This window comes from Biomaibacter sp. TOL, from assembly GCF_059717795.1.
This window is the reverse complement of sequence record NZ_AP046092.1, coordinates 2,197,816-2,223,692: the sequence shown is the minus strand read 5'-3', so window position 1 is coordinate 2,223,692 and position 25,877 is coordinate 2,197,816. Positions and strand designations below refer to the sequence as shown.

24 protein-coding genes are annotated in these 25,877 nt (G+C 46.7%); 1 reads left to right on the top strand and 23 read right to left on the bottom strand.

Going from position 1 to position 25,877, the window contains the following annotated elements:
* Positions 1-17 precede the first annotated feature (17 nt).
* The 18 genes from rplC to AC6I1H_RS10870 form a co-directional block, all read right to left on the bottom strand.
* Positions 18-650 carry a 50S ribosomal protein L3 gene (rplC, locus tag AC6I1H_RS10955; RefSeq protein ID WP_497740771.1) on the bottom strand — a complete coding sequence of 211 codons (633 nt, stop codon included), beginning with the start codon at positions 648-650 and terminating at the stop codon, positions 18-20.
* A 30-nt stretch (positions 651-680) separates the two neighbouring features.
* The gene (rpsJ, locus tag AC6I1H_RS10950) at positions 681-989 is read right to left on the bottom strand and encodes a 30S ribosomal protein S10 (RefSeq protein WP_497737626.1); all 309 of its coding nucleotides are present in this window, start codon (positions 987-989) and stop codon (positions 681-683) included.
* A 39-nt stretch (positions 990-1,028) separates the two neighbouring features.
* Positions 1,029-2,234 (bottom strand): elongation factor Tu, encoded by a 1,206-nt coding sequence (gene tuf, locus AC6I1H_RS10945; RefSeq protein WP_497737625.1) that lies wholly within the window; start codon positions 2,232-2,234, stop codon positions 1,029-1,031.
* A gap of 21 nt (positions 2,235-2,255) precedes the next feature.
* Entirely contained in the window at positions 2,256-4,322 is a 2,067-nt protein-coding gene (gene fusA / locus AC6I1H_RS10940) for an elongation factor G (RefSeq protein WP_497737624.1), read from the bottom strand.
* Between the two features lie 45 nt (positions 4,323-4,367).
* On the bottom strand, positions 4,368-4,838 hold the full coding sequence (gene rpsG / locus AC6I1H_RS10935) for a 30S ribosomal protein S7 (protein WP_497737623.1): 471 nt from the start codon (positions 4,836-4,838) through the stop codon (positions 4,368-4,370).
* Positions 4,839-4,857: 19 nt separating this feature from the next.
* Positions 4,858-5,232: a 30S ribosomal protein S12 gene (gene rpsL, locus AC6I1H_RS10930; RefSeq protein ID WP_497737622.1), complete on the bottom strand. Its 375-nt coding sequence runs from the start codon at positions 5,230-5,232 to the stop codon at positions 4,858-4,860.
* A gap of 63 nt (positions 5,233-5,295) precedes the next feature.
* Positions 5,296-5,544, bottom strand: coding sequence for a ribosomal L7Ae/L30e/S12e/Gadd45 family protein (locus AC6I1H_RS10925; RefSeq protein ID WP_497737621.1), 249 nt, complete (start codon positions 5,542-5,544; stop codon positions 5,296-5,298).
* Positions 5,545-5,726: 182 nt separating this feature from the next.
* The gene (gene rpoC, locus AC6I1H_RS10920) at positions 5,727-9,275 is read right to left on the bottom strand and encodes a DNA-directed RNA polymerase subunit beta' (RefSeq protein WP_497737620.1); all 3,549 of its coding nucleotides are present in this window, start codon (positions 9,273-9,275) and stop codon (positions 5,727-5,729) included.
* 63 nt (positions 9,276-9,338) lie between these two features.
* Entirely contained in the window at positions 9,339-13,016 is a 3,678-nt protein-coding gene (gene rpoB / locus AC6I1H_RS10915) for a DNA-directed RNA polymerase subunit beta (protein WP_497737619.1), read from the bottom strand.
* Positions 13,017-13,335: 319 nt separating this feature from the next.
* Complete coding sequence (locus AC6I1H_RS10910) at positions 13,336-14,253, bottom strand: Ppx/GppA phosphatase family protein (protein WP_497737618.1); 918 nt, start codon at positions 14,251-14,253, stop codon at positions 13,336-13,338.
* A gap of 180 nt (positions 14,254-14,433) precedes the next feature.
* Complete coding sequence (locus tag AC6I1H_RS10905; RefSeq protein WP_497737617.1) at positions 14,434-14,823, bottom strand: S1 RNA-binding domain-containing protein; 390 nt, start codon at positions 14,821-14,823, stop codon at positions 14,434-14,436.
* Positions 14,824-14,900: 77 nt separating this feature from the next.
* Complete coding sequence (locus tag AC6I1H_RS10900) at positions 14,901-15,185, bottom strand: FtsB family cell division protein (protein ID WP_497737616.1); 285 nt, start codon at positions 15,183-15,185, stop codon at positions 14,901-14,903.
* Between the two features lie 74 nt (positions 15,186-15,259).
* Entirely contained in the window at positions 15,260-15,700 is a 441-nt protein-coding gene (yabQ, locus tag AC6I1H_RS10895) for a spore cortex biosynthesis protein YabQ (RefSeq protein ID WP_497737615.1), read from the bottom strand.
* 51 nt (positions 15,701-15,751) lie between these two features.
* Positions 15,752-16,033 carry a sporulation protein YabP gene (yabP, locus tag AC6I1H_RS10890; RefSeq protein ID WP_497737614.1) on the bottom strand — a complete coding sequence of 94 codons (282 nt, stop codon included), beginning with the start codon at positions 16,031-16,033 and terminating at the stop codon, positions 15,752-15,754.
* A 157-nt stretch (positions 16,034-16,190) separates the two neighbouring features.
* A complete protein-coding gene (locus tag AC6I1H_RS10885; protein ID WP_497737613.1) occupies positions 16,191-17,051 on the bottom strand; it encodes a sensor histidine kinase in 861 nt (286 codons plus the stop codon).
* Positions 17,052-17,093: 42 nt separating this feature from the next.
* Positions 17,094-17,828: a LytR/AlgR family response regulator transcription factor gene (locus AC6I1H_RS10880; protein WP_497737612.1), complete on the bottom strand. Its 735-nt coding sequence runs from the start codon at positions 17,826-17,828 to the stop codon at positions 17,094-17,096.
* Positions 17,779-18,435 (bottom strand): accessory gene regulator ArgB-like protein, encoded by a 657-nt coding sequence (locus AC6I1H_RS10875; protein WP_497737611.1) that lies wholly within the window; start codon positions 18,433-18,435, stop codon positions 17,779-17,781. The genes AC6I1H_RS10880 and AC6I1H_RS10875 overlap by 50 nt, the downstream gene beginning before the upstream one ends.
* Positions 18,436-18,476: 41 nt before the next feature.
* Positions 18,477-19,106, bottom strand: a complete 630-nt coding sequence (locus AC6I1H_RS10870) for a hypothetical protein (protein ID WP_497737610.1) — start codon at positions 19,104-19,106, stop codon at positions 18,477-18,479.
* 213 nt (positions 19,107-19,319) lie between these two features.
* Here AC6I1H_RS10870 and AC6I1H_RS10865 point away from each other — a divergent pair, with 213 nt between their 5' ends.
* Complete coding sequence (locus AC6I1H_RS10865; protein ID WP_497737609.1) at positions 19,320-20,303, top strand: HD-GYP domain-containing protein; 984 nt, start codon at positions 19,320-19,322, stop codon at positions 20,301-20,303.
* Positions 20,304-20,518: 215 nt separating this feature from the next.
* Here AC6I1H_RS10865 and AC6I1H_RS10860 read toward each other — a convergent pair whose 3' ends face one another.
* From AC6I1H_RS10860 to AC6I1H_RS10840, 5 genes are all read right to left on the bottom strand, one after another.
* A complete protein-coding gene (locus tag AC6I1H_RS10860; RefSeq protein ID WP_497740770.1) occupies positions 20,519-21,448 on the bottom strand; it encodes a SpoIID/LytB domain-containing protein in 930 nt (309 codons plus the stop codon).
* A 261-nt stretch (positions 21,449-21,709) separates the two neighbouring features.
* Complete coding sequence (locus AC6I1H_RS10855) at positions 21,710-21,985, bottom strand: HU family DNA-binding protein (protein ID WP_120767187.1); 276 nt, start codon at positions 21,983-21,985, stop codon at positions 21,710-21,712.
* Positions 21,986-22,063: 78 nt separating this feature from the next.
* Complete coding sequence (mazG, locus tag AC6I1H_RS10850) at positions 22,064-22,852, bottom strand: nucleoside triphosphate pyrophosphohydrolase (protein WP_497737608.1); 789 nt, start codon at positions 22,850-22,852, stop codon at positions 22,064-22,066.
* A gap of 5 nt (positions 22,853-22,857) precedes the next feature.
* Positions 22,858-24,462, bottom strand: a complete 1,605-nt coding sequence (locus AC6I1H_RS10845; protein WP_497737607.1) for a putative polysaccharide biosynthesis protein — start codon at positions 24,460-24,462, stop codon at positions 22,858-22,860.
* Positions 24,463-24,611: 149 nt separating this feature from the next.
* Positions 24,612-25,769: a trans-sulfuration enzyme family protein gene (locus tag AC6I1H_RS10840; protein ID WP_497740769.1), complete on the bottom strand. Its 1,158-nt coding sequence runs from the start codon at positions 25,767-25,769 to the stop codon at positions 24,612-24,614.
* Positions 25,770-25,877 lie beyond the last annotated feature (108 nt).

Genomic DNA, 25,877 nt, shown 5'->3' with positions numbered 1-25,877 from the left:
AGCTCCTCCTTTCCTGTTTATTTTCTGCTCTTCACGGTGTTTTTAATAAATAGCAGGGCTTTTTTCGGGCCCGGAACGGAACCTTTAATTAAGAGCAGATTCCTGTCAGGATCTACTCTGACAACTTCAAGGTTTTGAACGGTCACCCGTTCGACGCCCATATGCCCCGCCATCTTTTTACCTTTAAACACTCTGGCGGGGTCCGTGGCACCGCCTGCTCCAGGGCGCCTGTGATACATAGAGCCGTGAGACATGGGGCCGCGGTTGAAATTCCAGCGCTTTACGCCGCCTGCATAGCCTTTTCCCTTCGATATGCCCACCACATCGATTCTGTCTCCCGGTTGAAATATGTCAACCTTTATTTCGTCGCCCACTTTGTATTTTTCAGCATCCTGCATTTTAAATTCCTTTAAATATTTTTTTGGTTTCAATTGATTTTTCTTAAATTGACCCAGTTCCGGCTTTGTCATCCGGCTTTCTTTTACCTCGCCAAAACCGACTTTTAATGCGCTGTATCCATCGTTTTCCACGGTTTTTTTCTGAACCACCAGGCACGGTCCCGCTTCCACAACCGTCACCGGCAGGATTTCCCCTTTGTCGTTAAAAATCTGGGTCATGCCGATTTTTCTGGCCAGTATAGCCTTTGAAATCATTGCTGTCACCTCCTGAGCCTTGCTTTTCTACAGCTTAATTTCTATATCAACCCCTGCAGGCAAATCCAATCTCATAAGGGCGTCAACGGTCTTTTGATTGGGCTCTTTTATGTCAATTAATCTTTTGTGGGTCCTGGATTCAAACTGTTCCCTGGAATCCTTGTATTTATGGGGAGCCCTTAGTATCGTTATAATGCTTCTGTCCGTAGGCAAAGGTATAGGCCCCGATACCTTGGCACCGGTCCTCTTTGCCGTTTCGACTATTTTCTGGGCCGACTGGTCAAGCACTCCGTGGTCAAAGGCTTTCAGGCGTATCCTGATCTTCTGCTGGGCCATTTATCTCCCTCCTTGCATCCCAAAATGCATTTTGCGATTTTACTTATCGATAATCTCAGTTACGACTCCGGCTCCTACGGTCCTGCCGCCTTCCCTGATGGCGAACCTCAGACCTTCTTCGATGGCTATGGGCGAAATCAGCTGTATGTCCATGACTATGTTGTCTCCCGGCATTACCATCTCGGTGCCTTCAGGCAGGTTGATGACTCCGGTGACGTCGGTGGTCCTGAAGTAGAATTGGGGCCTGTAGCCGTTGAAGAAGGGTGTGTGCCTGCCGCCTTCTTCTTTCTTCAGGACGTATACCTGGCCTTTGAAGTGGGTGTGGGGATGGATGCTGCCGGGCTTGGCTATGACCATGCCTCTTTCTACTTCGTCTCTGTCTATGCCCCGAAGCAGGGCCCCTATGTTGTCTCCGGCTACTGCTGCATCCAGTAGTTTCCTGAACATTTCTACGCCCGTGACTACGGTCTTTTTCTTCTCGGGGGCAAGGCCTACTATTTCTACTTCGTCTCCTACTTTGAGGGTGCCTCTTTCTACTCTGCCGGTCACTACTGTGCCGCGGCCGGTGATGGTGAATACGTCTTCTATGGGCATGAGGAACGGTTTGTCTGTGTCTCTTTCGGGTGTGGGAATGTAGCTGTCTACTGCGTCCATCAGGTTCCATATCTTGCCGCACCATTCGCATTCTCTCTTGCCGCAGCCGCATTCAAGTGCTTTCAGGGCTGAGCCGGGTACGATGGGTATGTCGTCTCCGGGAAATTCATAGAATGACAGAAGTTCTCTTACTTCCATTTCTACAAGTTCCAAAAGTTCGGGGTCGTCTACCATGTCTATTTTGTTTAAAAATACTACGATGTAGGGCACGCCTACTTGCCTTGCCAGGAGTATGTGTTCTCTGGTCTGGGGCATGGGGCCGTCTGCAGCGGATACTACTAGTATGGCTCCGTCCATCTGCGCGGCTCCGGTTATCATGTTCTTTACGTAGTCGGCGTGGCCCGGGCAGTCTACGTGGGCGTAGTGCCTCTTTTCGGTCTGGTATTCTACGTGGGCTGTGGCTATGGTGATGCCGCGCTCTCTTTCTTCGGGGGCTTTGTCTATCTGGTCAAAGGGTACAAAGTCCGACAGCCCGCTGTTGGACAGCACTTTTGTGATCGCCGCTGTAAGGGTGGTCTTGCCGTGGTCTATGTGGCCTATGGTCCCTACGTTTACATGGGGTTTTGTCCTTTCGTATTTCTGCTTTGCCATTTTTATCCTCCTTGAAATTTTTTATCTATTTATTATAGACTCCGCAATATTCTTTGGCACTTCCGCATAGTGCGAGAACTGCATGGTATAGGTGCCGCGTCCCTGGGTCTTTGACCTCAAATCAGTGGCGTAGCCGAACATCTCGGCCAGCGGCACAAAGCCTCTTATGACCTGAGCTCCTCCGCGGGGCTCCATGCCTTCTATATGGCCCCGGCGGGAGTTTACGTCACCGATTACATCTCCCATATACTCCTCCGGCACCACTATTTCTACCTTCATAATTGGTTCAAGAAGCACCGGCTGAGCTTTCTTCATGCCTTCCTTGAACGCTATGGAAGCCGCGATTTTAAAGGCCATTTCCGAAGAGTCCACCTCGTGGTATGAACCGTCATACAGTATGGCTTTTACATCCACCACAGGATATCCGGCCAGCACGCCGTTCTCCAGCGCTTCTTGAATGCCGGCGTCTACCGCGGGGATGTATTCCCTGGGTATGATGCCCCCCACTATCCTGTTCTCAAACTCATACCCCTTTCCGGGTTCCTGAGGCTGAATCTCGATCCATACATGGCCGTACTGGCCTCTGCCTCCGGATTGACGTATGAATTTGCCTTCGGATTTTACGGCCTTTCGAATGGTTTCCTTATAAGCCACCTGCGGTTTGCCCACATTGGCTTCCACTTTGAATTCCCTGAACATCCTATCTACTATGATCTCCAGGTGAAGTTCTCCCATGCCTCTAATGATGGTCTGCCCTGTTTCCTGGTCGGTATGGGTCTTAAATGTGGGGTCTTCCTCCGCAAGCTTGGCTAGAGCGATTCCCATTTTTTCCTGGTCGGCTTTGGTTTTGGGCTCGATAGCCACCGATATGACCGGTTCCGGAAACTGCATGGACTCCAGGACAATGGGGTGCTCTTCGCTGCACAGTGTGTCTCCGGTGGTGGTATCCTTGAGCCCTACGGCCGCCACTATATCGCCGGTCATCACTTCTTCCACTTCCTGCCGGTGATTTGCATGCATGTAAAGTATGCGGCCTATTCTTTCCTTCTTATTTTTGGTCGAATTGTATATATAGGAACCGGACTTCAACTTTCCCGAATAAACCCTGAAATATGTGAGCTTTCCCACATACGGATCGCTCATGATCTTAAACGCCAGGGCCGAGAACGGTTCGTCGTCGTCGGCATGCCTCTGTATCTCTTCCCCGCTGTCGGGAGATATGCCTTTAACCGGCGGTATATCCAGAGGCGACGGAAGATAATCAACCACTGCGTCCAGCAAAAGCTGCACGCCCTTGTTTCTGTAAGATGATCCGCAAAGCACCGGGGTGATTTTTACTTCAACGCAGGCTTTTCGAATGGCTTTTTTAATTTCCTCTTCGGAAATTTCTTCGCCTTCCAGGTACTTAATCATTATTTCTTCGTCCACATCCGAAATGACTTCCAGCATCTTTTCCCTGTATTCACGGGCTTTTTCTTTCATATCGTCCGGAATTTCGGTTTCCTGTATTTCTGTGCCGATATCATTGGTGTATATATACGCTTTTTGTCCAATCAGGTCTATAATTCCCTTGAAGCTGTCCTCACAGCCAATTGGAAGCTGTATAGGCACAGGATGAGCCCCCAGCCTTTGTTTCATCATCTCAATGACATTATAGAAGTTTGCTCCCATTATATCCATCTTGTTTACATAAGCAATCCTGGGAACCCGGTATTTGTCGGCCTGACGCCATACTGTCTCCGACTGAGGCTCCACGCCTCCTTTAGCACAAAACACAGCCACTGAACCGTCGAGAACTCGCAGCGAACGCTCTACCTCCACTGTAAAATCCACGTGCCCTGGCGTATCGATAATATTTATGCGATGATCCTTCCAGTAACATGTAGTTGCCGCCGATGTGATTGTGATACCTCTTTCCTGCTCCTGTTCCATCCAGTCCATTACCGCTGAACCTTCGTGAACCTCTCCCATTTTGTGCACTTTGCCGGTATAGAACAGAATCCTCTCCGTAGTGGTAGTTTTGCCGGCATCGATATGCGCCATAATACCTATATTTCTTAGTCTGTCTAGTGGTGCTTGCCTAGGCACAATTTACACTCCTTTCCGCTAAGTTTCCCTGATGTTCAGCGCTTCCTACCATCTGTAATGAGCAAAGGCCTTGTTGGCTTCCGCCATCTTGTGAGTCTCCTCTTTTTTCTTTACCGCCCCGCCGGTGCCATTGGCTGCATCCATTATTTCGGCGGCAAGCTTCTCCCTCATGGTCCTTTCTCCTCTGGCCCGGGCATAATCGACCAGCCATCTTATTCCAAGCGCCTGCCTTCTATCCTGCCTGACTTCCATAGGGACCTGATAGGTGGCGCCGCCCACACGCCGGGGCCTTACTTCCAGAACCGGCATAACATTTTTCATGGCTTCCTGGAAAACTTCCAGAGGATCCTTGCCGGTCTTTTTGCTGATGATATCAAAAGCTCCGTAGCATATCTTCTGAGCAATGCCCTTTTTCCCATCATACATGACTTTGTTTATAAGCTTTGTGACCATCTTGTCTTGGTACAATGGGTCCTGGGGCACATCTCTTCGCGCTACATGACCGCGTCTTGGCATCTTATCCCTCCTTTAATTGCTATTTTTTGGGTCTTTTTGCTCCGTAAAGCGATCTTGCCTGCTTACGGTTGGCAACTCCGGCTGTGTCGAGAGTCCCGCGTATTATGTGGTATCTCACGCCGGGGAGGTCCTTCACCCTGCCTCCTCTTATCATAACTACGGAGTGTTCCTGAAGGTTATGGCCAATACCGGGAATATAGGCTGTCACTTCAATACCGTTGGTAAGCCTTACCCTTGCTATTTTTCTCAGAGCGGAGTTTGGCTTTTTGGGAGTCGTTGTCTTTACAACCGTGCAAACCCCTCTCTTTTGAGGGCAACCCTTCAGGGCGGGAGCTGTAGATTTAAACTCCACCTTCTGTCTGCCTTTTCTTACCAGCTGATTTATAGTCGGCACTGTCACACCTCCTTCCAATAAATTAAAAAAGATGCCCCGAATAGGGGCATCTTAAACAGCAAATTATTGTTTTAAAATTGCAGCCGATGCCGCCCCTACCTGGATTCCGCAGGCATCCCCCAGCTCTTTCATAGTGGCCACAGGAACTATCTGAACGCCTTTTTTCAGACACATTTCTTTCAAGCCGGAAACCACATGTTCTTCGGCATCTTGGGCTAAAAAAACTATCGCTGCCCTGTCTTTTTCCAGCGCCTTAAATGTCTGTTTTGTTCCTATGGTTTTAGCGGGGGCTTCTCTCAATTTTTCAAGCATTTTCTCGCCCTCCCCTTTGCTATTTAAAGAGAGCTAACAAAACACACACCAATATATTTTATCATCACAGGATTTAACTGTCAATCATTAAAACAGAAGTCCGAACTGAGATGCCGGAGGTCGGATAGAGGAATTTGCATTCGCAAATCCCACTTTATCCGATATCTGAAATCCGGCTTCTGCTACAATGCAGACGGTTGCTCCTGGCCCTTGAGCTTTTGCAGCTCCTGCGGCTGCTGGTCTTCCGGATATATCTTTACGTTCCTGTAGCGGCTCATGCCGGTGCCTGCAGGAATCAGCTTTCCGATGATTACATTTTCCTTGAGCCCCAGCAGCGGGTCCACCTTTCCTTTGATGGCGGCTTCGGTCAGAACCCTGGTAGTCTCCTGGAAGGAGACGGCCGACAGGAAAGAGTCTGTGGCAAGAGACGCTTTCGTAATGCCCAGGAGCACCCTTTTTGCCTCAGCCGGTCTCTTGCCTTCCTGGATGGCTTTCTGATTCAAGTCCTCAAATTCGAACACATCTATCAGTTCTCCGGGCAGCAGATCTGTGTCTCCGGGGTTTTCAACCTTGACTTTACATAACATCTGGCGGATAATGATTTCAATGTGCTTATCATTTATATCCACGCCCTGGAGCCTGTAGACCCTGAGCACTTCCTGCAGCAGGTACATCTGCACTCCCCGGATGCCTTTTATCTTCAGTATGTCGTGAGGATTCACCGATCCCTCGCAAAGTTCGTCACCGGCCTCTATCACCATGCCGTTTTCAACTTTGAGCCTGGCGCCGTAAGGGACCTGGTATACTCTGGTTTCTCCAGTGTCGGTGGTTATTTCCACTTCGCGCTTTTTCTTGCTCTCCAGGATTTTGACGGTGCCCCCCACTTCGGATATGATCGCCTGGCCTTTAGGCCTCCTGGCTTCAAAAAGTTCCTCCACCCTGGGGAGACCCTGGGTGATATCCTGGCCCGCCACGCCGCCGGTATGGAATGTCCTCATGGTGAGCTGAGTTCCGGGTTCTCCTATGGACTGGGCTGCGATAATTCCCACAGCCTCGCCTATGTTGACCAGTTTGCCTGTGGCCATGTTTTTGCCGTAACACTTGGTACAAACCCCGTGCCGCGTCCTGCAGGTAAGCACTGATCGAATTTTTACTTCTTTAATACCGGCTTTTATGATTTTTTCGGCCATTTCGTCGGTTATCAGCTCATTGGCCTGAGCCAGCACCTCGCCGGTCTCGGGGTGCCTCACATCTTCCAGGGCGCACCGGCCTTCAATGCGCTCTTTCAGTGACTCTATCTCTTCGTTGCCGTCTTTGATGGCTCTTACGGTAATGCCTTCACTGGTTCCGCAGTCGTGTTCCCTCACTATGACATTATGGCTGACATCCACCAGGCGGCGGGTAAGATAACCGGAGTCGGCGGTCCTCAAGGCGGTGTCTGCAAGACCTTTCCTGGCGCCGTGGGTGGAAATGAAGTATTCCAGCACGGTGAGCCCTTCCCGGAAATTAGCTTTGATGGGAAGGTCGATTATCCTTCCGGATGGGTCCGCCATAAGGCCGCGCATTCCGGCCAGCTGCCTTATCTGTTGCTTGTTGCCGCGGGCACCGGAGTTTGCCATCATATACACAGAATTAAATTTGTCCAGTGAATTCATGAGGCTTTCGGTCACCCGGTCGGTGGCATCGTTCCATATCTCAATGGTTTTCTCATATCTTTCCTCATCGGATATTAGGCCGCGGCGGTAGAGGAGTTCCACCTGGTCGACCTTTTCATCGGCTTCGGAAAGTATCTTCTCCTTTTCCGAGGGTACCTCTATGTCGGTGACCCCTATGGTGATGCCCGCTTTTGTGGCATAATCATAACCCATTTTCTTTATTCTGTCGAGAACTTCCGCTGTAACCGTTGTGCCGTGTTTGCGATAGCATCTGTCCACGATTTCTCCCAGTTTCCCTTTGTCCACCAGGGTGTTGAGCTCCAGTTCAAAAATGTTGTCTTCAACAGACCTGTCTACAAATCCCAGGTCCTGGGGAATTCCTTCATTAAATATTATCCTGCCGGGCGTGGTCTTGATTATCTTTGTGCGCCTCTTTCCGTCTATGAACCTTGTCATGCGCACATTTATCATGGCATGAAGGCCCACTTCTCCCATATCATACGCAAGAAGCGCTTCTTCGGGGCTTGCAAAATACTTCCCCTCGCCTTTTTCTCCCTCTCTTTCTATGGTCAGGTAATAAGAACCCAGGACCATATCCTGAGTGGGAGTTACCACGGGTTTGCCGTCCTGTGGTTTCAATATATTGTTTGTGGAAAGCATTAAAAGCCTCGCCTCGGCCTGCGCCTCGGCGGAAAGAGGCAGGTGGACCGCCATCTGGTCTCCGTCGAAGTCGGCGTTGTATGCGGTGCACACCAGCGGGTGAATCTGTATGGCCCTGCCTTCCACCAAAACCGGTTCGAAGGCCTGAATGCCGAGCCTGTGCAGCGTGGGCGCTCTGTTCAGCATAACCGGATGTTCCTTTATGACATCTTCCAGCACATCCCACACTTCCGGTTTTACCCTTTCCACCATTCGCTTTGCGCTCTTTATATTATGGGCATAACCGTCCGCCACCAGCTTTTTCATTACAAAGGGCTTGAAAAGTTCCAGCGCCATTTCTTTCGGAAGGCCGCACTGATAAAGTTTAAGTTCGGGGCCCACCACTATGACGGAACGGCCGGAATAGTCCACACGCTTTCCTAAAAGATTCTGGCGGAAGCGCCCCTGTTTGCCCTTGAGCATATCGCTCAGGGATTTGAGCGGCCGATTGCCAGGGCCTGTCACCGGCCTGCCTCTCCGGCCGTTGTCAATCAGGGCATCCACCGCCTCCTGAAGCATACGCTTTTCATTTCTTACGATAATGTCCGGTGCGCCCAGGTCCAGAAGCCTCTTCAAACGGTTATTCCTGTTGATGACTCTTCTGTAAAGGTCGTTCAAATCCGACGTGGCAAAGCGGCCGCCGTCTAGCTGCACCATGGGGCGAAGATCCGGCGGTATGACAGGGATAACTTCCAGTATCATCCATTCAGGCCTGTTGCCCGATTGCCGGAAGGCCTCCACCACTTCCAGGCGCCTCAATATCCTGACTTTTTTCTGGCCGTTTGCATCTTTAAGTTCATTTCTCAATTCTTTGGCCAGCTTTTCAAGATCTATTTCCTCCAGGAGCTCTTTTACCGCTTCAGCGCCCATGCCGGCTCTGAAGGCATTGCCGTATTTATCCCGGTATTCTCTGTATTCTTTTTCATTTAACAGCTGTTTTTTCACAAGCGGCGTATTTCCCGCATCGATGACGACATACGATGCAAAATATATGATTTTTTCCAAGGATCTGGGCGACATGTCAAGAACGAGACCTATGCGGCTGGGTATACCTTTTAAAAACCATATGTGGGAAACAGGAGCCGCCAGTTCAATATGGCCCATTCTTTCACGCCGGACTTTAGACTTGGTGACTTCCACACCGCAACGGTCGCACACAACACCCTTGTATCTTACTCTTTTGTACTTGCCGCAATGGCACTCCCAGTCCTTTATCGGCCCGAAGATTCTTTCGCAGAACAGTCCCTGCTTTTCGGGCTTCAAGGTCCTGTAATTTATTGTCTCGGGCTTTTTAACTTCCCCTTTGGACCATTCCCGGATCTGTTCCGGGGAGGCCAGGCCTATCTTGATGGAATCAAAGAAATTGAGTTCCAGCAACTGTTTCTCTCCCTTCATTTTTCGATATCGAAGTTCGAGGTAAGAATTAAGGCAAAGCGCCCATTAAAAATCGTCAGTATCGTCCTCATCTTTATCGCCGGGGATAAAGTCTTTTTCTAAATCCTCGTCATTTAAATCCACATCGTCGTCATAATCGGTTTTGTCGTCATCCTCGGTGTAATCATCATAAATGATATCTTCTTCATCCGCCTCTTCGGGCTCCTCATCTTCCTCGCCTTCCTCAGGTTCCTCATAATCCCTATCGGACCGTACTTCGTCTTCCATGCCCTCCATGTTTACATCCAGAGGCTGCTCCTCTTCTTCATCATCGTCGGTCTCTTTGATTTCAATCTCTTTTGCGTCTTCCGACAAAATCTTGACGTCAAGGCAAAGGGATTGAAGCTCTTTGATCAGAACCTTAAAGGCTTCCGGAATGCCTGGTTCTGGAACATTTTCTCCTTTGACAATGGCCTCATAGGTTTTCACCCTGCCCAGTACGTCGTCCGATTTTACCGTCAATAGTTCCTGCAGGGTAAAGCTTGCACCGTAAGCCTCCAGAGCCCAAACTTCCATCTCTCCGAACCTCTGACCTCCGAACTGGGCTTTGCCTCCAAGGGGCTGCTGGGTAACGAGGGAGTATGGACCAGTTGAACGGGCGTGAATCTTATCGTCCACCAGGTGGGCCAATTTAAGCATGTACATGTAACCCACGGTGACCCTGTTGTCAAAATATTCGCCCGAGCGTCCATCCCTGAGGTTGGTCTTTCCATCCTCAGGCAGTCCCGCTTTCTTGAGAGTCTCTATTATTTCTTCCTCCCGGGCGCCGTCAAATACCGGCGTAGCCACGTACCATCCCAGGGCTTTGGCTGCCCATCCCAGGTGTGTTTCCAGCACCTGGCCAATGTTCATACGGGAAGGCACGCCCAGAGGGTTTAAAACTATATCGACGGGAGTGCCGTCGGGCAAAAAGGGCATATCTTCCACGGGAAGTATCCTGGAGATGACACCCTTGTTCCCGTGCCGTCCCGCCATCTTGTCGCCCTCGGATATTTTTCTCTTCTGGGCAATGTATACTCTGACCATCTCATTTACTCCAGGGGGTAGCTCATCTCCATTTTCCCGGGTAAAAACTTTGACGTCCACAATAATGCCGTATTCACCGTGAGGCACCCTGAGCGAAGTGTCCCGCACCTCCCGGGCCTTCTCGCCGAATATGGCTCTGAGCAGTCTTTCCTCGGCGGTAAGTTCGGTCTCTCCTTTGGGCGTCACCTTCCCCACCAGAATATCTCCGGCCCTGACTTCCGCTCCTATGCGTATGATGCCCCTTTCATCCAGGTCCTTCAGGGCCTCCTCGCCCACGTTGGGCACATCCCGGGTGATCTCCTCGGGCCCCAGTTTGGTATCTCGGGCTTCGGCCTCATACTGCTCTATATGAATCGATGTGAATACGTCGTCTTTCACCAGGCGTTCCGACAGCAGGATGGCGTCTTCGTAATTGTAACCTTCCCAGGGCATAAATGCCACCAGCACATTTCTGCCGAGGGCAAGTTCTCCATGGTCCGTGGATGGGCCGTCGGCTATGGGTTGACCTTTGGTCACCCTCTGACCTTTCTTGACAATGGGCCTCTGGTTTATGCATGTTCCCTGGTTGGACCTCATAAATTTATGAACTTTATACACATCCAGGCCGCCATCGATATCTCTTCTTACCGCTATTTCCCGGCCGGTAACCCTTTCCACGACGCCGTCGTTTCTTGCCAGAATCATTACGCCCGAGTCAACTGCCGCCTTGTATTCAATGCCGGTGCCCACGTAAGGTGCCTCGGTAACCAAAAGCGGCACGGCCTGGCGCTGCATGTTGGAACCCATCAAAGCCCTGTTGGCGTCGTCGTGCTCCAGGAAGGGGATCATGGCCGTGGCCACACTAACCAGCTGCTTCGGGGAAACGTCCATATAGTCCACATCCTCCGCGGGCACAACGATGGTTTCCTCCCGGTGGCGGGCAGTAATTCTCTTTTGAATGAACCTGCCTTCCTCATCCAGCGGAGCGTTGGCCTGGGCGATGATAAAGGCTTCCTCTTCATCGGCGGTCAAGTACTCTATTTCATTGGTAACAACCCCTCGCTCCTTGTCGACCTTTCGGTAAGGGGTCTCGATAAAACCGTACTGGTTTACCCTGGCGTAAGTGCTGAGGGAACCGATGAGCCCGATGTTGGGACCTTCGGGTGTTTCTATTGGGCACATGCGGCCATAATGAGAATGGTGCACGTCCCGGACTTCAAAGCCGGCCCTCTCCCGAGACAGACCCCCGGGCCCCAGGGCACTGAGCCTTCTTTTGTGTGTAAGTTCCGCCAGAGGATTCGTCTGGTCCATAAACTGGGAAAGCTGGCTTGAACCAAAAAATTCTTTTATGGCCGCCACTACGGGCCGTATATTGATAAGCCCCTGAGGTGTGATTGTGTCCACATCCTGGATGGTCATCCTTTCCTTGACGACCCTTTCCATGCGCGCAAGCCCTATCCTGAACTGGTTCTGCAGCAGTTCTCCCACCGATCTCAGGCGGCGGTTGCCCAGGTGGTCTATATCGTCAATTTCTCCGATGCCGTAGGAAAGATTCAACAAATAATTTACAGACGCGACAATGTCTTCCACAGTGATATGTTTTTCAGTGGGAAATCCGTCATGGCTGTTATCGGAATAACCGTTGCAAATAACTTTTACGGCTTTCTCCCTGGACTCCGCTTTGTCCTCGATGACCATGACCTTTATTTCTTTTATCTTCAATGATTCCAGCGTTTCTGCCATTTTCCTGGAAATTTTTTCGCCTTTTTTAAGCACAATCTCTCCGGTCCTTGGGTCCTCCACGTTTTCGGCGCTGATTTTGCCCACTATGCGGTTTCTCAGCCTCAACTTTTTATTGAATTTATACCGGCCGACATGGGCCAAGTCATACCTCTTGGGATCAAAAAAAAGTGAATCAAGCAAAGATTTGGCATTTTCCACAGTGGGAGGTTCCCCGGGCCTCAGCCTTTTATATATTTCCAGAAGGGCATCGTTTTGATTTTCGGTATTGTCTTTCTCAAAGGTGCGAAGAATCTTCTCATCCTCGCCCAAAAGCTCCATAATCTGTAAGTTGCTACCGTAGCCAAGAGCCCTGAGGAGCGTGGTAATGGGCACCTTCCTGGTCCTGTCCACCCTCACATAGATGACCTCGTTGGAATCGGTCTCCATCTCCAGCCAGGCGCCCCTGTTCGGAATGACGGTGCCGGAAAAAAGATCCCTGCCGTTCTTATCCCTCTGCCGGTCGAAGTACACTCCTGGCGAGCGGACCAATTGGCTCACAATGACCCTTTCCGCTCCGTTGATAATAAAGGTGCCGTTTTCGGTCATAAGAGGAAAATCGCCCATGAAGACTTCCTGCTCTTTCACCTCGCCGGTTTCCTTGTTTATCAGCCTCACCTTGACTTTTAGAGGCACGGCATAGGTGGCGTCCCTCTCCCGGCATTCATCCACCGAATATTTGGGATTATTCTCCAAAGTGTAATCGATGAACTCCAGCACGAGATTTCCGGTAAAGTCCTCTATGGGTGAAATATCCTTGAAAACTTCCGCCAGCCCTTCCTCCAGAAACCACCTGTAAGAGTCTTTCTGGATCTCGATAAGGTCGGGCATGGACATAACTTCTTCGATTTTGGAATAACTCCATCGGGTGCGTTCCCCTACATTTACAGGATGAACCATTAGTTTTTCTCACCCCTTTTTATATTGAAAACACAGGATCAAGTTCGCGCTTAAAAGCCGTTTTTCTGCATATTTTGGGAATGAAATATCTATTATACTATCTCCTAAAACAGGGAAAATTATACAGAAGGGATAAAAAAAGAGCCTGTGGCATGAAATTTGCATATAATCATGCAATTTATTATAATACCACAATGCCCTGTTTTTGTCAATAATGCCAGAGATTTTTTTCTACATACGTCCGCCGTTTTCCTGCTTTTTGACCTAATAAAATTTTACACTATCGAGATTTTTATAAAAATTTATAGAAGAATTTTTTTTAAGATACACTTTCTATGATATATCCTTCCATCAGATCCGATTCGCTTACTTTAATCATGGAAATCCCCAATTTTTGCATGATCTGGCGCAAAATAAGCACGCCCGCAGTGATGATGTCGGCCCGCCGGGCTGATAGCCCGGGAATTTTTCTCCTTTCTTCTACAGTCAGGCGGCACAGCGTTTCAAAAACGGCTTCCACATCTTCCAGCTTCAGGGAAAAACCGTGCACCTTTGCCGGATCATACACGGCAAGGCTCTGCTTGATGGCCGCTAGGGTAGTGACGGTTCCTCCGACCCCCACCGCCGTAATAGGCCCGTCTTTAATGATGCAAACCCTACCGGGCACAAAATTTGAGAGCAATTCATCCACGGCAGACTTCGCAGCCAGGACCTCGCCGGCGGCAGGCGGATCCGAATGCAGGTATTTTTCAGTCAAGCGCACTGCTCCCACGGGAAGACTGACGCTCTCAAAATCTGCGTCATCTCCCAGGCAAAGCTCCGTTGAGCCTCCACCGATATCTATCACCAACACCGGCCCTTCAAGGCCCAGCCCCGCTCTTGCGCCTTTAAAAGAAAGAACGCCCTCCCTTTCTCCGGATATAATCTCGACATCTATCCCGGTCTTTTCTTTTACAATATGTAGAAAATCCATCCCGTTCACGGCCTCCCTCACTGCGCTGGTGGCAAAAGCCAGTATTTTTTCGCACTTATTGTCCTGCGCCCTTTTTTTAAAAAACTCCAGCGCAGCAAGCGTGTCATGCATCGAGGTTTCATCCAGCATGCCTTTTTCCACCGCTCCCCTGCCCAGTCGGGTGGTAATAAGCCTTCTCTCCAGCGCCACAACTTTTTTTGCAATATATTCTGCCACAAGCAGCCTGATGGAATTGGATCCCATGTCAATAACCGCAATTTTCATGTCGTAAAATCCCTCCGTCGATAGTGAGTCAGGGGACGGTTCTCTGACTCAAAATTGAGTCAGAGAACCGTCCCCTGACTCACTGATTCAAAAACTGAAAAATCCGGGATTTCCCCCGGATAGATTTCATAACTGGTATAATTATAATTTAATTATTAATATTATATAAAAATATAATTGCTAGTAAAGCGCTCTCTTCCTCCCATAGGAACCCCTTTTGGCTTCGTGGCTTTTTCTGATATCCAGAAGTCTTTCCTCGCTATCCTTCATGAACTTGGCCAGCTTATCCTCAAAGCTGAGGCTGTCCTTATCTTTTGATCTTCTGTCACGGGAGCTTTCGTTCAGCTTTCGGATGGATAGGCTTACTTTGCCATCCTGGGAAATCCCGATGACCTTAACCTTTACCTTGTCGTTCTCTTTCAAAAAGTCATTGACATCCTTTACAAAACTGTCAGCAACTTCTGAAATATGAACCAGCCCCGTCACCCCGCCCGGAAGCTCAACGAATGCACCGAACTTTGTGATACCCGTAATCTTCCCTTCCACTATCTGGCCTACCTCAACAGGCATACTTAAAGAACTCCTCCTTTAGATTTTCCTTCAATACGATAATTATACTTCACCTTTACACTTTCGTCAATAACGGCCTACGGTGACGATTTGCCACTTTTATATATGTATTCATCCGGCTTGACAAGCCCGAGTTTATCCCTTGCCATCATTTCTATGTAACTGTCGGTATGAAGAAGCTGTATCTGCTTTTTTAGCTGCTCCCTCTGCTGCATGGCCGCTTCGAACTGCCGTCTGAGCTCGGCCTCCTGGCGGGCCAGGTCCATCATTTTTAGCTGCTGCACCACCAGTGTGTAAACTACGTAAACCAGGAAAAATATTATGATGAGGTGGCGGACTCTTAACCTTTTCTTCGAAGCCACCGGACAAGCCTCCCTGTCTCCTTTTTGATTATATCTATAGGTATAATGATTCGACTTACTCCAGAAAAATCCTGCTATCTTTTATGCTTTATTTTAAAAAATATTCTCCCGGCGTCCATATATATTCTTGCCGGAAGGGTAAAAATCGCAAGCTTTTTTAACCGGCCCAGAGAGCGCAGAAATCTATTTATGTTTCTTCTTGTCAAGATATCAAAAAATAATAAAAGCGCAATAACATGTCTGCTTATAAAGGATAAGTAAAACAGGAGGCCAAGACCCAAACCTAAGAAAAGGTAGCCGCGGACTTCTCCGGAGTTCAACCTGAACAGAGAAAAAAAAGTCACCACCGTCATGATTCCCCAGAAGGCAAGATCTCCCAATGCCGTGAGTATAGGGCCTGGAGCTATGAGGTTCCTGATGCGGCGGTAGACGTCGAAAAGCAAACCCGCAAAAAATCCGAGCATAAGAGCGGCAGCCAGCAGAGCCGCCTGCTCGCTGTTCTCATAAAAATCCAAGCTCTCAACTCCTTCCGGGAAAAATTTGATCGGAAAAATCCGCTTAATTTCTTATTTAAAGATATTCCTCAAAAACCCTTTTCCCTTGTCTTTTGAAGACGTGCCCTCGGAATAAGTCAGAGATTTTATAAGGCCTTCCACAATTATCATGCCTCCGTCCAGATTGAGTTGTTTCATATGCATTTTTTCCCCCTTAATATCCAGCATGCCCTGCTCTGTCTCCAGGACCACATTATCATCGGTGAATTTTTCCACATTTATTATCCCGCTCACATCCAGCATCTGTCTGTCTGTCAGGATGACCTTGTGCTGCTTTGCGGATTTGTCTTCCATAAATAAAGCCCTCCTTTCAATTTGATTTAATATGGTTAGTTTTACAAAAAACATTACAAGATCTCTATTGTACGACCAACAGTATCTTTTTAAAAATATATTCGAAAGGCTGCTTATTTATGAAAAAATAGACTTATAATAAAAAAAGCCGGTTCTGTCAGGGATATATCATCGATCCTTCCCTGCTTCCCGGCAAATTTACAATGAATGTGGTCAAACCTTCATCCGACCGCACTTCAATCCAGCCGCCGCATTTATCCAATATCTTTTTTGCCACATAGAGTCCGTATCCCCGCGTTTCAAGCTCTTTTGTACTGTACCCCGGCTGAAAGATTTTGCCCAGATCATTTTCATCTATTTGAGGGCCATTGTTTGATATTTTAAATATGAAATATCCCTTTTTATAATCCGTTTCAAAATATATCCGCCGGTCATCCGGCTTCTCCAGCACAGCTTCTATGGCATTGTCCAGGATGTTGCCGATAACCGTGCTCAGATCCCAGGAACTAATGCCGGTATAATTTACTTTTGCTAAGACTTCGGCTCTGAAAACTATGTTATTTCTCGCCATAAGTTCTCTTTTTATATTTACCACCGCATTTAGAGCCATGTTCCCCAGCCTCAACATTTCAGTGGCAGCCCTGTATTCTCCGGCTATGCCGTTTATATATTCTTTGAGTTCATCATATTCTTCGGTATAAAGCAGGGCTTGAATAGTCTGTATATGTTTTGAATGCTGGTGCCTCTGGCCGTTTAATGTATTCAGCAATTCTTCTATCTCTTTCAAATGAGCTTTAATAGACTTATATTCAATCTCCTTTCTGGTAAAACTCTCGGTGGTTTTGATGATATAGAAATAAAGCACCAGCGAAGCCAGGAGATAGATGATAAAGAAGGGCAGATTTCTCATATAAAGCTGCCGGTCGGAGGCAACCATCCACTGATTTAATATGAGTATAAAGAACATCTGCACTGTAAATGCAAATATAATTATCGGAGTTTTGTTGAATACTTTCACCATTATCCCGCCTGTCAATTGATTATATCAATGAAAGCTTTTTTATATAAATTTGTCTTTTAAAAACTGGAATCTATTTTTGCTCATTAAAACGGTCTTGTCATAATTATGAAATGTTATAATATAAGATTCGCCCATGTTTTGTATCATGTCTATCATAGTAACATTTACAATATATGACTTATGAACTCTATAAAATCTTTCATTGAGATTAATTTCCAGGTCTTTCAGGCTATAATTGCACTTATGCATTCCATTTGTTGTATGTATGACGGTTTCTTTGCCATTTTTTTCTACAAAAATTACGTCATCCAAGTTTAGAAACATTATGCCGTCCTCTGTCCTAAGGGGAAACTTTCCGGTCAATTTGAGCTTGTTTCTCAATGTATCGCATTCCAGCTTTACAACCATTTTATTTACTGTATCCTGAAATCTCTCCACATCTATGGGTTTTATGATGTAATCGTAAGGGTGCACCGCAAAGGATTCGGCTGCAAAATCGGGGTATCCGGTGACAAAGGCTATGGCAACTTCCGGATTCAGATCGCAGGCAATCTTTGCCACCTGGATACCGTCTATATCGGGCAAATCTATGTCGAGAATTAGGATGTCGGGAGATTTTTCCTTTATTATCCGCACAGCTTCACGGCCGGTACTGGTCCTATATATTTCATCTATAAGAGGATTTGCCTCCAGAAGTTTGCAAAACATTCCCAGGGTACTTTTATCATCCTCGCATATCAGAATGCTCGCCATGATACCCATCCTCTCCAGCATGATTTTCATCCCCGACAAAATGAGCATTCAGCAGGCTGTATCCTGCGGGAGTTACGAAAAAAAGTTCCTCTAGAGCCCCCAGAAAAAGAGCCATGAGATATGTTCTTTGCCCGGCAAAAAAGAGCACATTGGCAACCATGCCCAGAACTCCCAGCAAAATCATGGTGATGCACTGAAGGCGCTGCCTTATCCGGCCATCGCGGATAATCTTTTTCTCCGTCCCGGCGGGAACCCAATTCAATGTAATGAAAAGGCCAATCATGAGAACCATATCCGTTATTAAAATCAGCACATTGAGCGGTATAGCCGCGTGCTTTGCAACAAGGCCGTTTATGGAAAACATAAGGACACCAGTAATAAAACACATGCCGTACGTTTTTAAGTGAGCTCCCCCCGCAAAATGGCGGATGAGTACATAGACCGCAAGGCTTATTATGGTTTCGGCAAATGTGTTCAGGATAAAAGATATGATGACGATAGATGCAAATTTAAGAAGGGTGCCTAAAATAATCACAAGACCGTATTCTATAACTTCCGGATTGTATCCGTCCGAAGCGGCTCCCAGAACAATTAACTTTGACAGTGTTCGAGAACATTTTTGAAGCATAGCGATTCCTCCTGCGTCATTTATATATGAAGTATTTAATGTTATAATCCTTCAAACATATTCAAACGCTTAAATAAATAAAAAATTAATACGGTTAACCCCGCCACCAGAAAGAATAACGCCACATCCAGCCATGGCTTTTCCTCCAGTATAAAAATGGGGATTTTAAGCCAGTTTATGACACTCAAAACTACGATGTACTGGATAAAACCATAAATGACTGTCACCACAAATATGGGTATAAAGCATCGCTGGAGCTTAACCCCGCAAAAAAAACTGCACATCAATACCAGCGTGGTTATGAGTATCACCGTATGGAAACTTGATAAAAAATACTGAGATACCCCCATAGATATCCTTCTTATTACAAGAGTGATGACTCCCTGGATCACCGAAATCAAATAAATTTTTTTATAGTCCGTCTTTTCTATTTCCATCATTCTCATAGCGATAGCCAGAATCAAAAAAGCTTCAGGCACCGATACAAAAGCCGCCACGTACCAGGGTATGGGAAACATGTTTTCACTCCCTTTAATCTTTACAAAACTTTCTATATCCTTTCTACATTTTTTTGTCGTTTCCTGCCGGGTTGGAACAACTGGCGGTTTTTCCGGTACAACTGGCGGATTTTTGGGTATGAACGGCGGAATTAAAAAACAAGCCCCTCTCATAAAGAGGGCTGCTATTTTTGTTTTTCATGGCCGAAAGGTTCAATATCCTCAAATAGTGAAAATATTCTTTTAATCTTGCGTCTTTATTTTGAAGGAAATTTGATCTTTTTGTCGAAAATATTAGTAAAAAAGTAGGAGAAATTATAATTTGAGAATTATTATATATTTTGTTCATAAAACCGGCCGTCCATTTTATATATTGGAGGCGACATTATGATTGCATTTTTTGATGATGTCAATGGAAATTTCAGTTTATTGATGCAGAGGCTCATGGATTATAAAAGAAAACATGGCATAAACTGCCTCGTTATTTTTCTTATAGATAAAAACAAAATGTATTGTATTGAAAAAGTAGATAAACGTGAAGATTGTTGTTATATGTTCAGCATATTAAACGGTAATAATGTGGTGTCTCTGGCATGCGAGAATTCAAGACCCGTTCATCATCGTATAGAAGAAAATGATGCCATTGTTGCAATGAAGGAAAACGTCGTTGAGGAATTATGCATACCCATAAAAATATATATAGATGAGAATATTACCGTCTGTATATATTGCGGTTTTAATCAAAACAATTCGAATATGCAGGACGTATTAACATCATTTTTGCTCGGTTTCAATATTTATGAAATATATTCATACGCACTTGCGAAATACAATCAAATCTCAAAAGTCGAGCGGATTTTGAAACTTCTGATGATTATTGAGGATAATATTAAATTAAATCAGCCGTCTATGAAACTGCATTCTATAAATGTTGCATTCTGGACCATTGAAATAGCCAAAAAGTTGAATTTCCGAACAGATGACTTTGTAAAACTTTACTATGCGGCTTTATTCCACGACATAGGAAAAGTAAGGATAAAAAACAGTATTATAAATAAAGAAGGACCTCTTACGGAAGAAGAATATGAAGAGGTCAAACACCATGTGGAATACAGTTATATCATTGTTAAAGAATTGATTGGAGACATATATCCTGATATTTCATTATGGATTCGGTGCCATCATGAAAAATATGATGGCACCGGTTATCCTTATGGATTGAAGGGCAACGATATTCCATTTGCAAGCAGAATTAGAAAAAGACATCGAGGTCAAGGTTGTGAGATTGTCGGCCGATTATTTACTGTTTGTCTGCGACAGCTCCCACTCTTTCAGCACATCCAGTATGGTAAAAATGAGGTTGCCGTTTGACGACGGCGAGGTTTTGACTTTAAACGGCCGAATTGCTTATAGTTATTCCGCATCCGCCACTTCCTCACATTATAAATATATCTTTATAAATATAGGAGAAAGTACAAGGGATAAATTGTTTAGACAGATTTTCAGAAAACAGATTATGCTGCGAAAAATGTTGAACAAAAATGCCTGAAGGTTTCCCCCGCCATGTGTCATCATGCCTTCATAAACTATTTCCAAAGTTTCACCACGTCAACGTTTTTAAAATAATACTTGATGATGTCTTCCGGAGATTTGCCCTGTTTTGCCATGACATTGGCGCCCCACTGGGAAAGCCCCACGCCGTGGCCGAATCCCTTTCCCGCCATCAAAATCTTATCATCTTCTATGCGCAGGCTTGTGAGCAGAGTGGAACGCATTTTCAAGCTGCCCAGGGCTATCCGAAGGTCCGGAGCATTGACCGTGGCATTGCCTATTTTTATCTGAGTGGCCCTGCCCGAAGGCCCCCTTGCAACTATAGCTACACTGTCAATAGGACCCGTATCCTGGCCCATTTTGCTCTTTATTATCGAAGCGAGTTCGCTCTTTGTATAATCAGCAGACCAGGTCTTCTTACCCTCGGGACCCACATCGGTATCCGGAGATTTTACCACCTTAATATACGGCGGTTCGGCTTCCTTGAAATTCAGTCCTTCTTTTGCTGTGGCTGTCATCCCGCCGCTGTGGGAATGAAACCATGCCTTGATGTATTTACCCTTATATGTCGCCACCTTGCCTCTTGTCATGGAGACAGCCTTTTTGATGTTTTCGTTTATATTGCCCGGATTCCAGGCCTGAGCTTCCTCGAAATCGGTAGATATGTCGGCATTGCCATATTTGGAGCCGCCTTTGTCTGCGATAAATTCCAGAACATAAGTGCGCGCCAGAATGGCCTGAGCCGCCAGGGCTTCCACAGGCCAGTAATTTTCCATTTCTCCTGCCACCACGCCGGCCACATAGTCCTCAAGCCCCATTTTCTTCGTGGTTTTAGTCTGTATGTCATATACCGTAAGGCTGGGTTCCACTCCTGCCCCGCGGCTTACTCGATCCGGAATTTTCGGCAGTGCGGGTTTCCTTGCAGGACCTTTTCGAAGCCCTGCACAACCGGCCATCATAGTCATCAATATCAATAATGACAATATCAAAGTTATATACCGGTAACGATTTTTCACAGTAAAAAATCCTCCCTTTTCTATTTTGATTGTAAAGTCACTCCTGACCTATGTAACGTCCTGGCGACTGCGTTTCAGAAGCTGGAGAACAGAAGAATGTTTCTACCTTTATTATTAGATACTCTTACATAAAAAATTCCGTGTAAAACAAAGTCGAATAAATAAAAAAAAACAGGTCTTTTAGACCTGTCCCAAAAATCTCCAAATTTTTTACTTATTAATACTGTCTTTCAAAGCTTTGCCTGCTTTGAACGCCGGCATACTGGCGGCGGGAATATCGATTTCCTCACCTGTCTGAGGATTGCGGCCTTTTCTCGCGCTTCTTTCTCTTACTTCAAAAGTGCCGAAGCCTACCAACTGAACCTTGTCCCTCTTTGCGAGAGCTTCCTCCACTGCTTCGACAAAAGCATTCAATGCTTTTTCGGAGTCTTTTTTGGTCAAACCGCTTTTTTCCGCCATAATTGATATGAGATCAGCTTTGTTCACTAAATTCCCCTCCTTGTTGAATTTTACTATAAGACTATTCTCCATTAAATCAGAAAATCCTTCTTGTACAGAGGAAATTTAAAACTTTTTTTCATATTTTTTCCCCTGCTCCCATAAATTATCCATTTCTTCCAGAGTCATTTCCTGTAAATTCCTGTCTGATTTTGCCGCAGCCTGTTCGACATAATTAAATCTGCGTATAAATTTCCTTGTGGCATCCCTGAGAGCCAGCTCGGGATTGACATCAAGAAACCTAGCCACATTCACGGCTGCAAACAGCAGGTCTCCCATTTCTTCTTTTATTTTATCACCATTTTTACCTTTATATACCTCTTTCAACTCGTCCATTTCTTCGGCGACCTTTTTCATGGCGTCTTTTACATCATCCCAGTCGAACCCCACCCGGGCCGCCTTTTCCTGTACCTTGAAAGCCAGCATCAGGGCAGGCAGGGTTTTAGGCAGGCTTTCCATACCCTGGGCCTGGGATTTCATATCCTTTTCTTCCCGTTTTATGTCCTCCCAGTTTCTCAAAACCTCGCCGGCGTTTTTCACCTTTACATCCCCGAAAATGTGGGGATGCCGGCGGATCATCTTGTCGCATATGCCGTCTATGACATCTCCCATATCGAATTCCCCCCGCTCCTGAGCGAGGCGGCAGTGAAAAACGATCTGAAGCAGCAGGTCGCCCAGTTCTTCTATGAGATCTTCTTTATTGTTTCTGTCAATGGCATCAATTACCTCATAGGCCTCTTCAATCACAAAGGGTTTTAAGGACTCATGGGTCTGGGCCTTATCCCAGGGGCAGCCTTCTTCTCCCCTTAATCTGGCCATGATATCTATCAGGTCCTGTATTGTATATCTTGACAATTCTATTACCTCCTGAAAGCTCCAAATTTATTAAAAACCGCAATTATGCGTCTGCCGCCGGGAAACATCTCCAGGTCGTCTCTTCTCACTCCGCCTATGATAATCAAAAAAATAACATAAACTACGGCACCGGAAATCACAGCAGCCAGGGTAGCCATGTTCCGGCCAAGTCCCAGGTTTACAAGCTCCCCATGAGTGAAAAGAACGCTGATTCCCATTAATATTGTTGCCATCACCGGTTTTATTATCATGTAATTTATATCTATCACAAGGCCGGTCCATCTTATTACGGCTCTAAAATTCAGAAGCGATGAAATCATGTAGCCCGCGACCGTTCCCAGAGCAGCCCCTTTTATGTTGATAAAAGGAATCCCCGTAAGCACATAATTTATTACTACCTTGGCAAAAGCTCCTATCATTAGGTTTCTGACGGGAATAAGCGTCTTTCCTGCTCCCTGCAGTATGCCGGTAGTGGTCTGGTTCAATGAAAGGAAAATGACACCCCATGAAAGCACCGCCAGCGGGACTCCCGCATCGGGATTTCTGTACAATAAAACCGATATGGGGGTAGCCAGCACAAACATACCCACCGCCGCCGGGAGGCCGAAGATTATGCTTATCCTCACTCCGGTCTCGGCCCGTAAAGCCGCAAGGCGCATGTTTTTCAACGCCATGGCTTCGGAGATTGCTGGCACCAGGCTGGCTGAAAGGGCAATGGTGACAATAGCCGGAAGATTTATGAGCGGCGCCGCCATGCCTGTCAACTGGCCGTATAGTTCCGTGGCCCTTTTTACGGTAAACCCGGCAAACTGCAGACGCCTGTTGACTATGGCTGCATCCGCCAGGTTCATGATTGGTATAATGAGACCTCCCAGGGTTATGGGAACGGCAAAGGCAAAAAGCCTGTAAATTATGTGAAAGGGATTTTCCAGTGCTCTTGTCGGATCTTTATGTATATTGGCCAGAATTTCATTTTTTCTTTTAATATAAACTACCAGCAGTATCCCCAATCCAGCCAGGGCTCCGACCACCGGGCCGAAGGCCGCGCCCGCCGCAGCATATTCCACTCCCCTGGGAAGAAGCCATGTGGCCAGCACAAAAACCGCAACAACTCTGCCAAGCTGTTCCACAACCTGGGACACAGCCGAGGGAGTCATATCCTGCAGCCCCTGGAAAAACCCCCTGAAGCTTGACATAATGGAAACGAAGAAAATTGCCGGAGCTATGCTTATGATGGGATAAAAGGCCTTAGGATTGCCTAGAATCCTTACCGAAAGCATATCGGCTCCGGTTATCAACACCAGGGTTAAAATAAGGCCCACAGAAGAAAGCACCAACACCGATACTCTGAAAACCCTGTAAGCGTTTTTATAGCGTCCGGTAGCCACATCCTCGGCGACCATCTTGGATATGGCAGTGGGAAGTCCTGCTGTGGAAATCGAAAGAAGGGTAACATAAATGGGATAGGCCATCTGATATAGGCCCATACCCTCATCCCTTATCATCAATGCCAGAGGAATCCTGTAAACCGCCCCCAGTAATTTTACAACAAACCCGGCAACGGTTAAAATCAATGCGCCTTTTAAAAAGGAGTTTTTCTTCTCAGTCAACAAAATATCCGCCTTTCTTTGTTATCGCTCTGCCATTTATTATATTCTATTCGCAGGCCGGCATCAATATTTTATTTTCAGGAGTGAGTCAGGGGACGGTTCCTTGACTCATTTTGATGAGTCAAGGAACCGTCCCCTGACTCACTCGCTCACTCGCATCTGATTGCGCTGTCCAGGTCTTCCATGAGGTCTTCCACATTCTCAAGACCTACAGAAATCCTTATCATGCTATCGGTAAATCCGAACTCGGACAGTTTCTCTTTTGGATACCCCAGGTGTGTCATGGCCGCCGGCAGCTCTATAAGGGTCTCGCAGTCCCCAAGGCTTACTGCAAGCTTTATAAGCTTCACATTATTCACTACTTTTTTAGCCTTTTCCAGCCCTCCGTCCACCTCGAAACTAAGCATGGCCCCAAAACCATCCATCTGGGATTTTGCAATGTCATGTCCGGCAAAGCTTTCAAGGCCGGGGTAATAAACATTCTTTACTTTGGGATGTTTTTCTAAAAATCTTGCAAGCTCCAGGGCATTTTTTTCATGCTGGCGCATGCGCACCCCCAGAGTTTTTAATCCCCTGATCAGAAGCCATGCATTGAAGGGGCTCATGACTCCCCCCAGTTCACACATATAGTCGAATTTCAAGCTATGGATGTAGTCTATATCTTTTGAAACCGCTACTCCCCCTACCACATCCCCGTGGCCTGATATATACTTCGTGGCACTGTGGACCACCACATCCGCTCCGAGGGTAAGAGGCCTTTGAAAATACGGTGTGGCAAAGGTGTTGTCCACTACAATTTTTACTCCTTTTGCCTTTGCGATTTCAGCTACTTTTTTGATATCTATTATTTCCAGGCTGGGGTTGGAAGGAGTCTCAAAGTATATTACCCTAGTATTTTTATCTATGGCTTCTTGGAGTCTGTTTGTGTCAGTCATATCAACGATTTTGCAATTTACATGGTACTGGCGCATCAATTTGGTTACCACTGTATAGGTGGACCCATACAGGCAATGATTTACCACCAGGTTATCCCCAGGCTTTAAAAAGGAAAAGAGGACGGAGGAAATAGCGGCCATGCCCGAAGCAAATGCCACCGCAGCGCTTCCATTTTCCAGAGCCGCCATCTTGTTTTCAAACAGTTTCAAAGTGGGGTTGTTGCCCCTTGTGTATACATAGTCGTCACTTTCAAAAGACATGGCCTTTTCTACCTGTTCAATGCTATCAAAGGTGAAAGTAGATGTCTGAAAAATGGGCGGGTTCAAAGCATTTTCGGGATTTTTACCCTCACTTCCCGCGTGGATGGACATGGTGTCAAAGCCATAGCTTTTACTTTTTTGCAAATCCAGGCCCTCCTATATGAATTAATTATTTGCAAGTTTGGGACCAGCGGATATCCCGCAAACTTTCTTTGCATT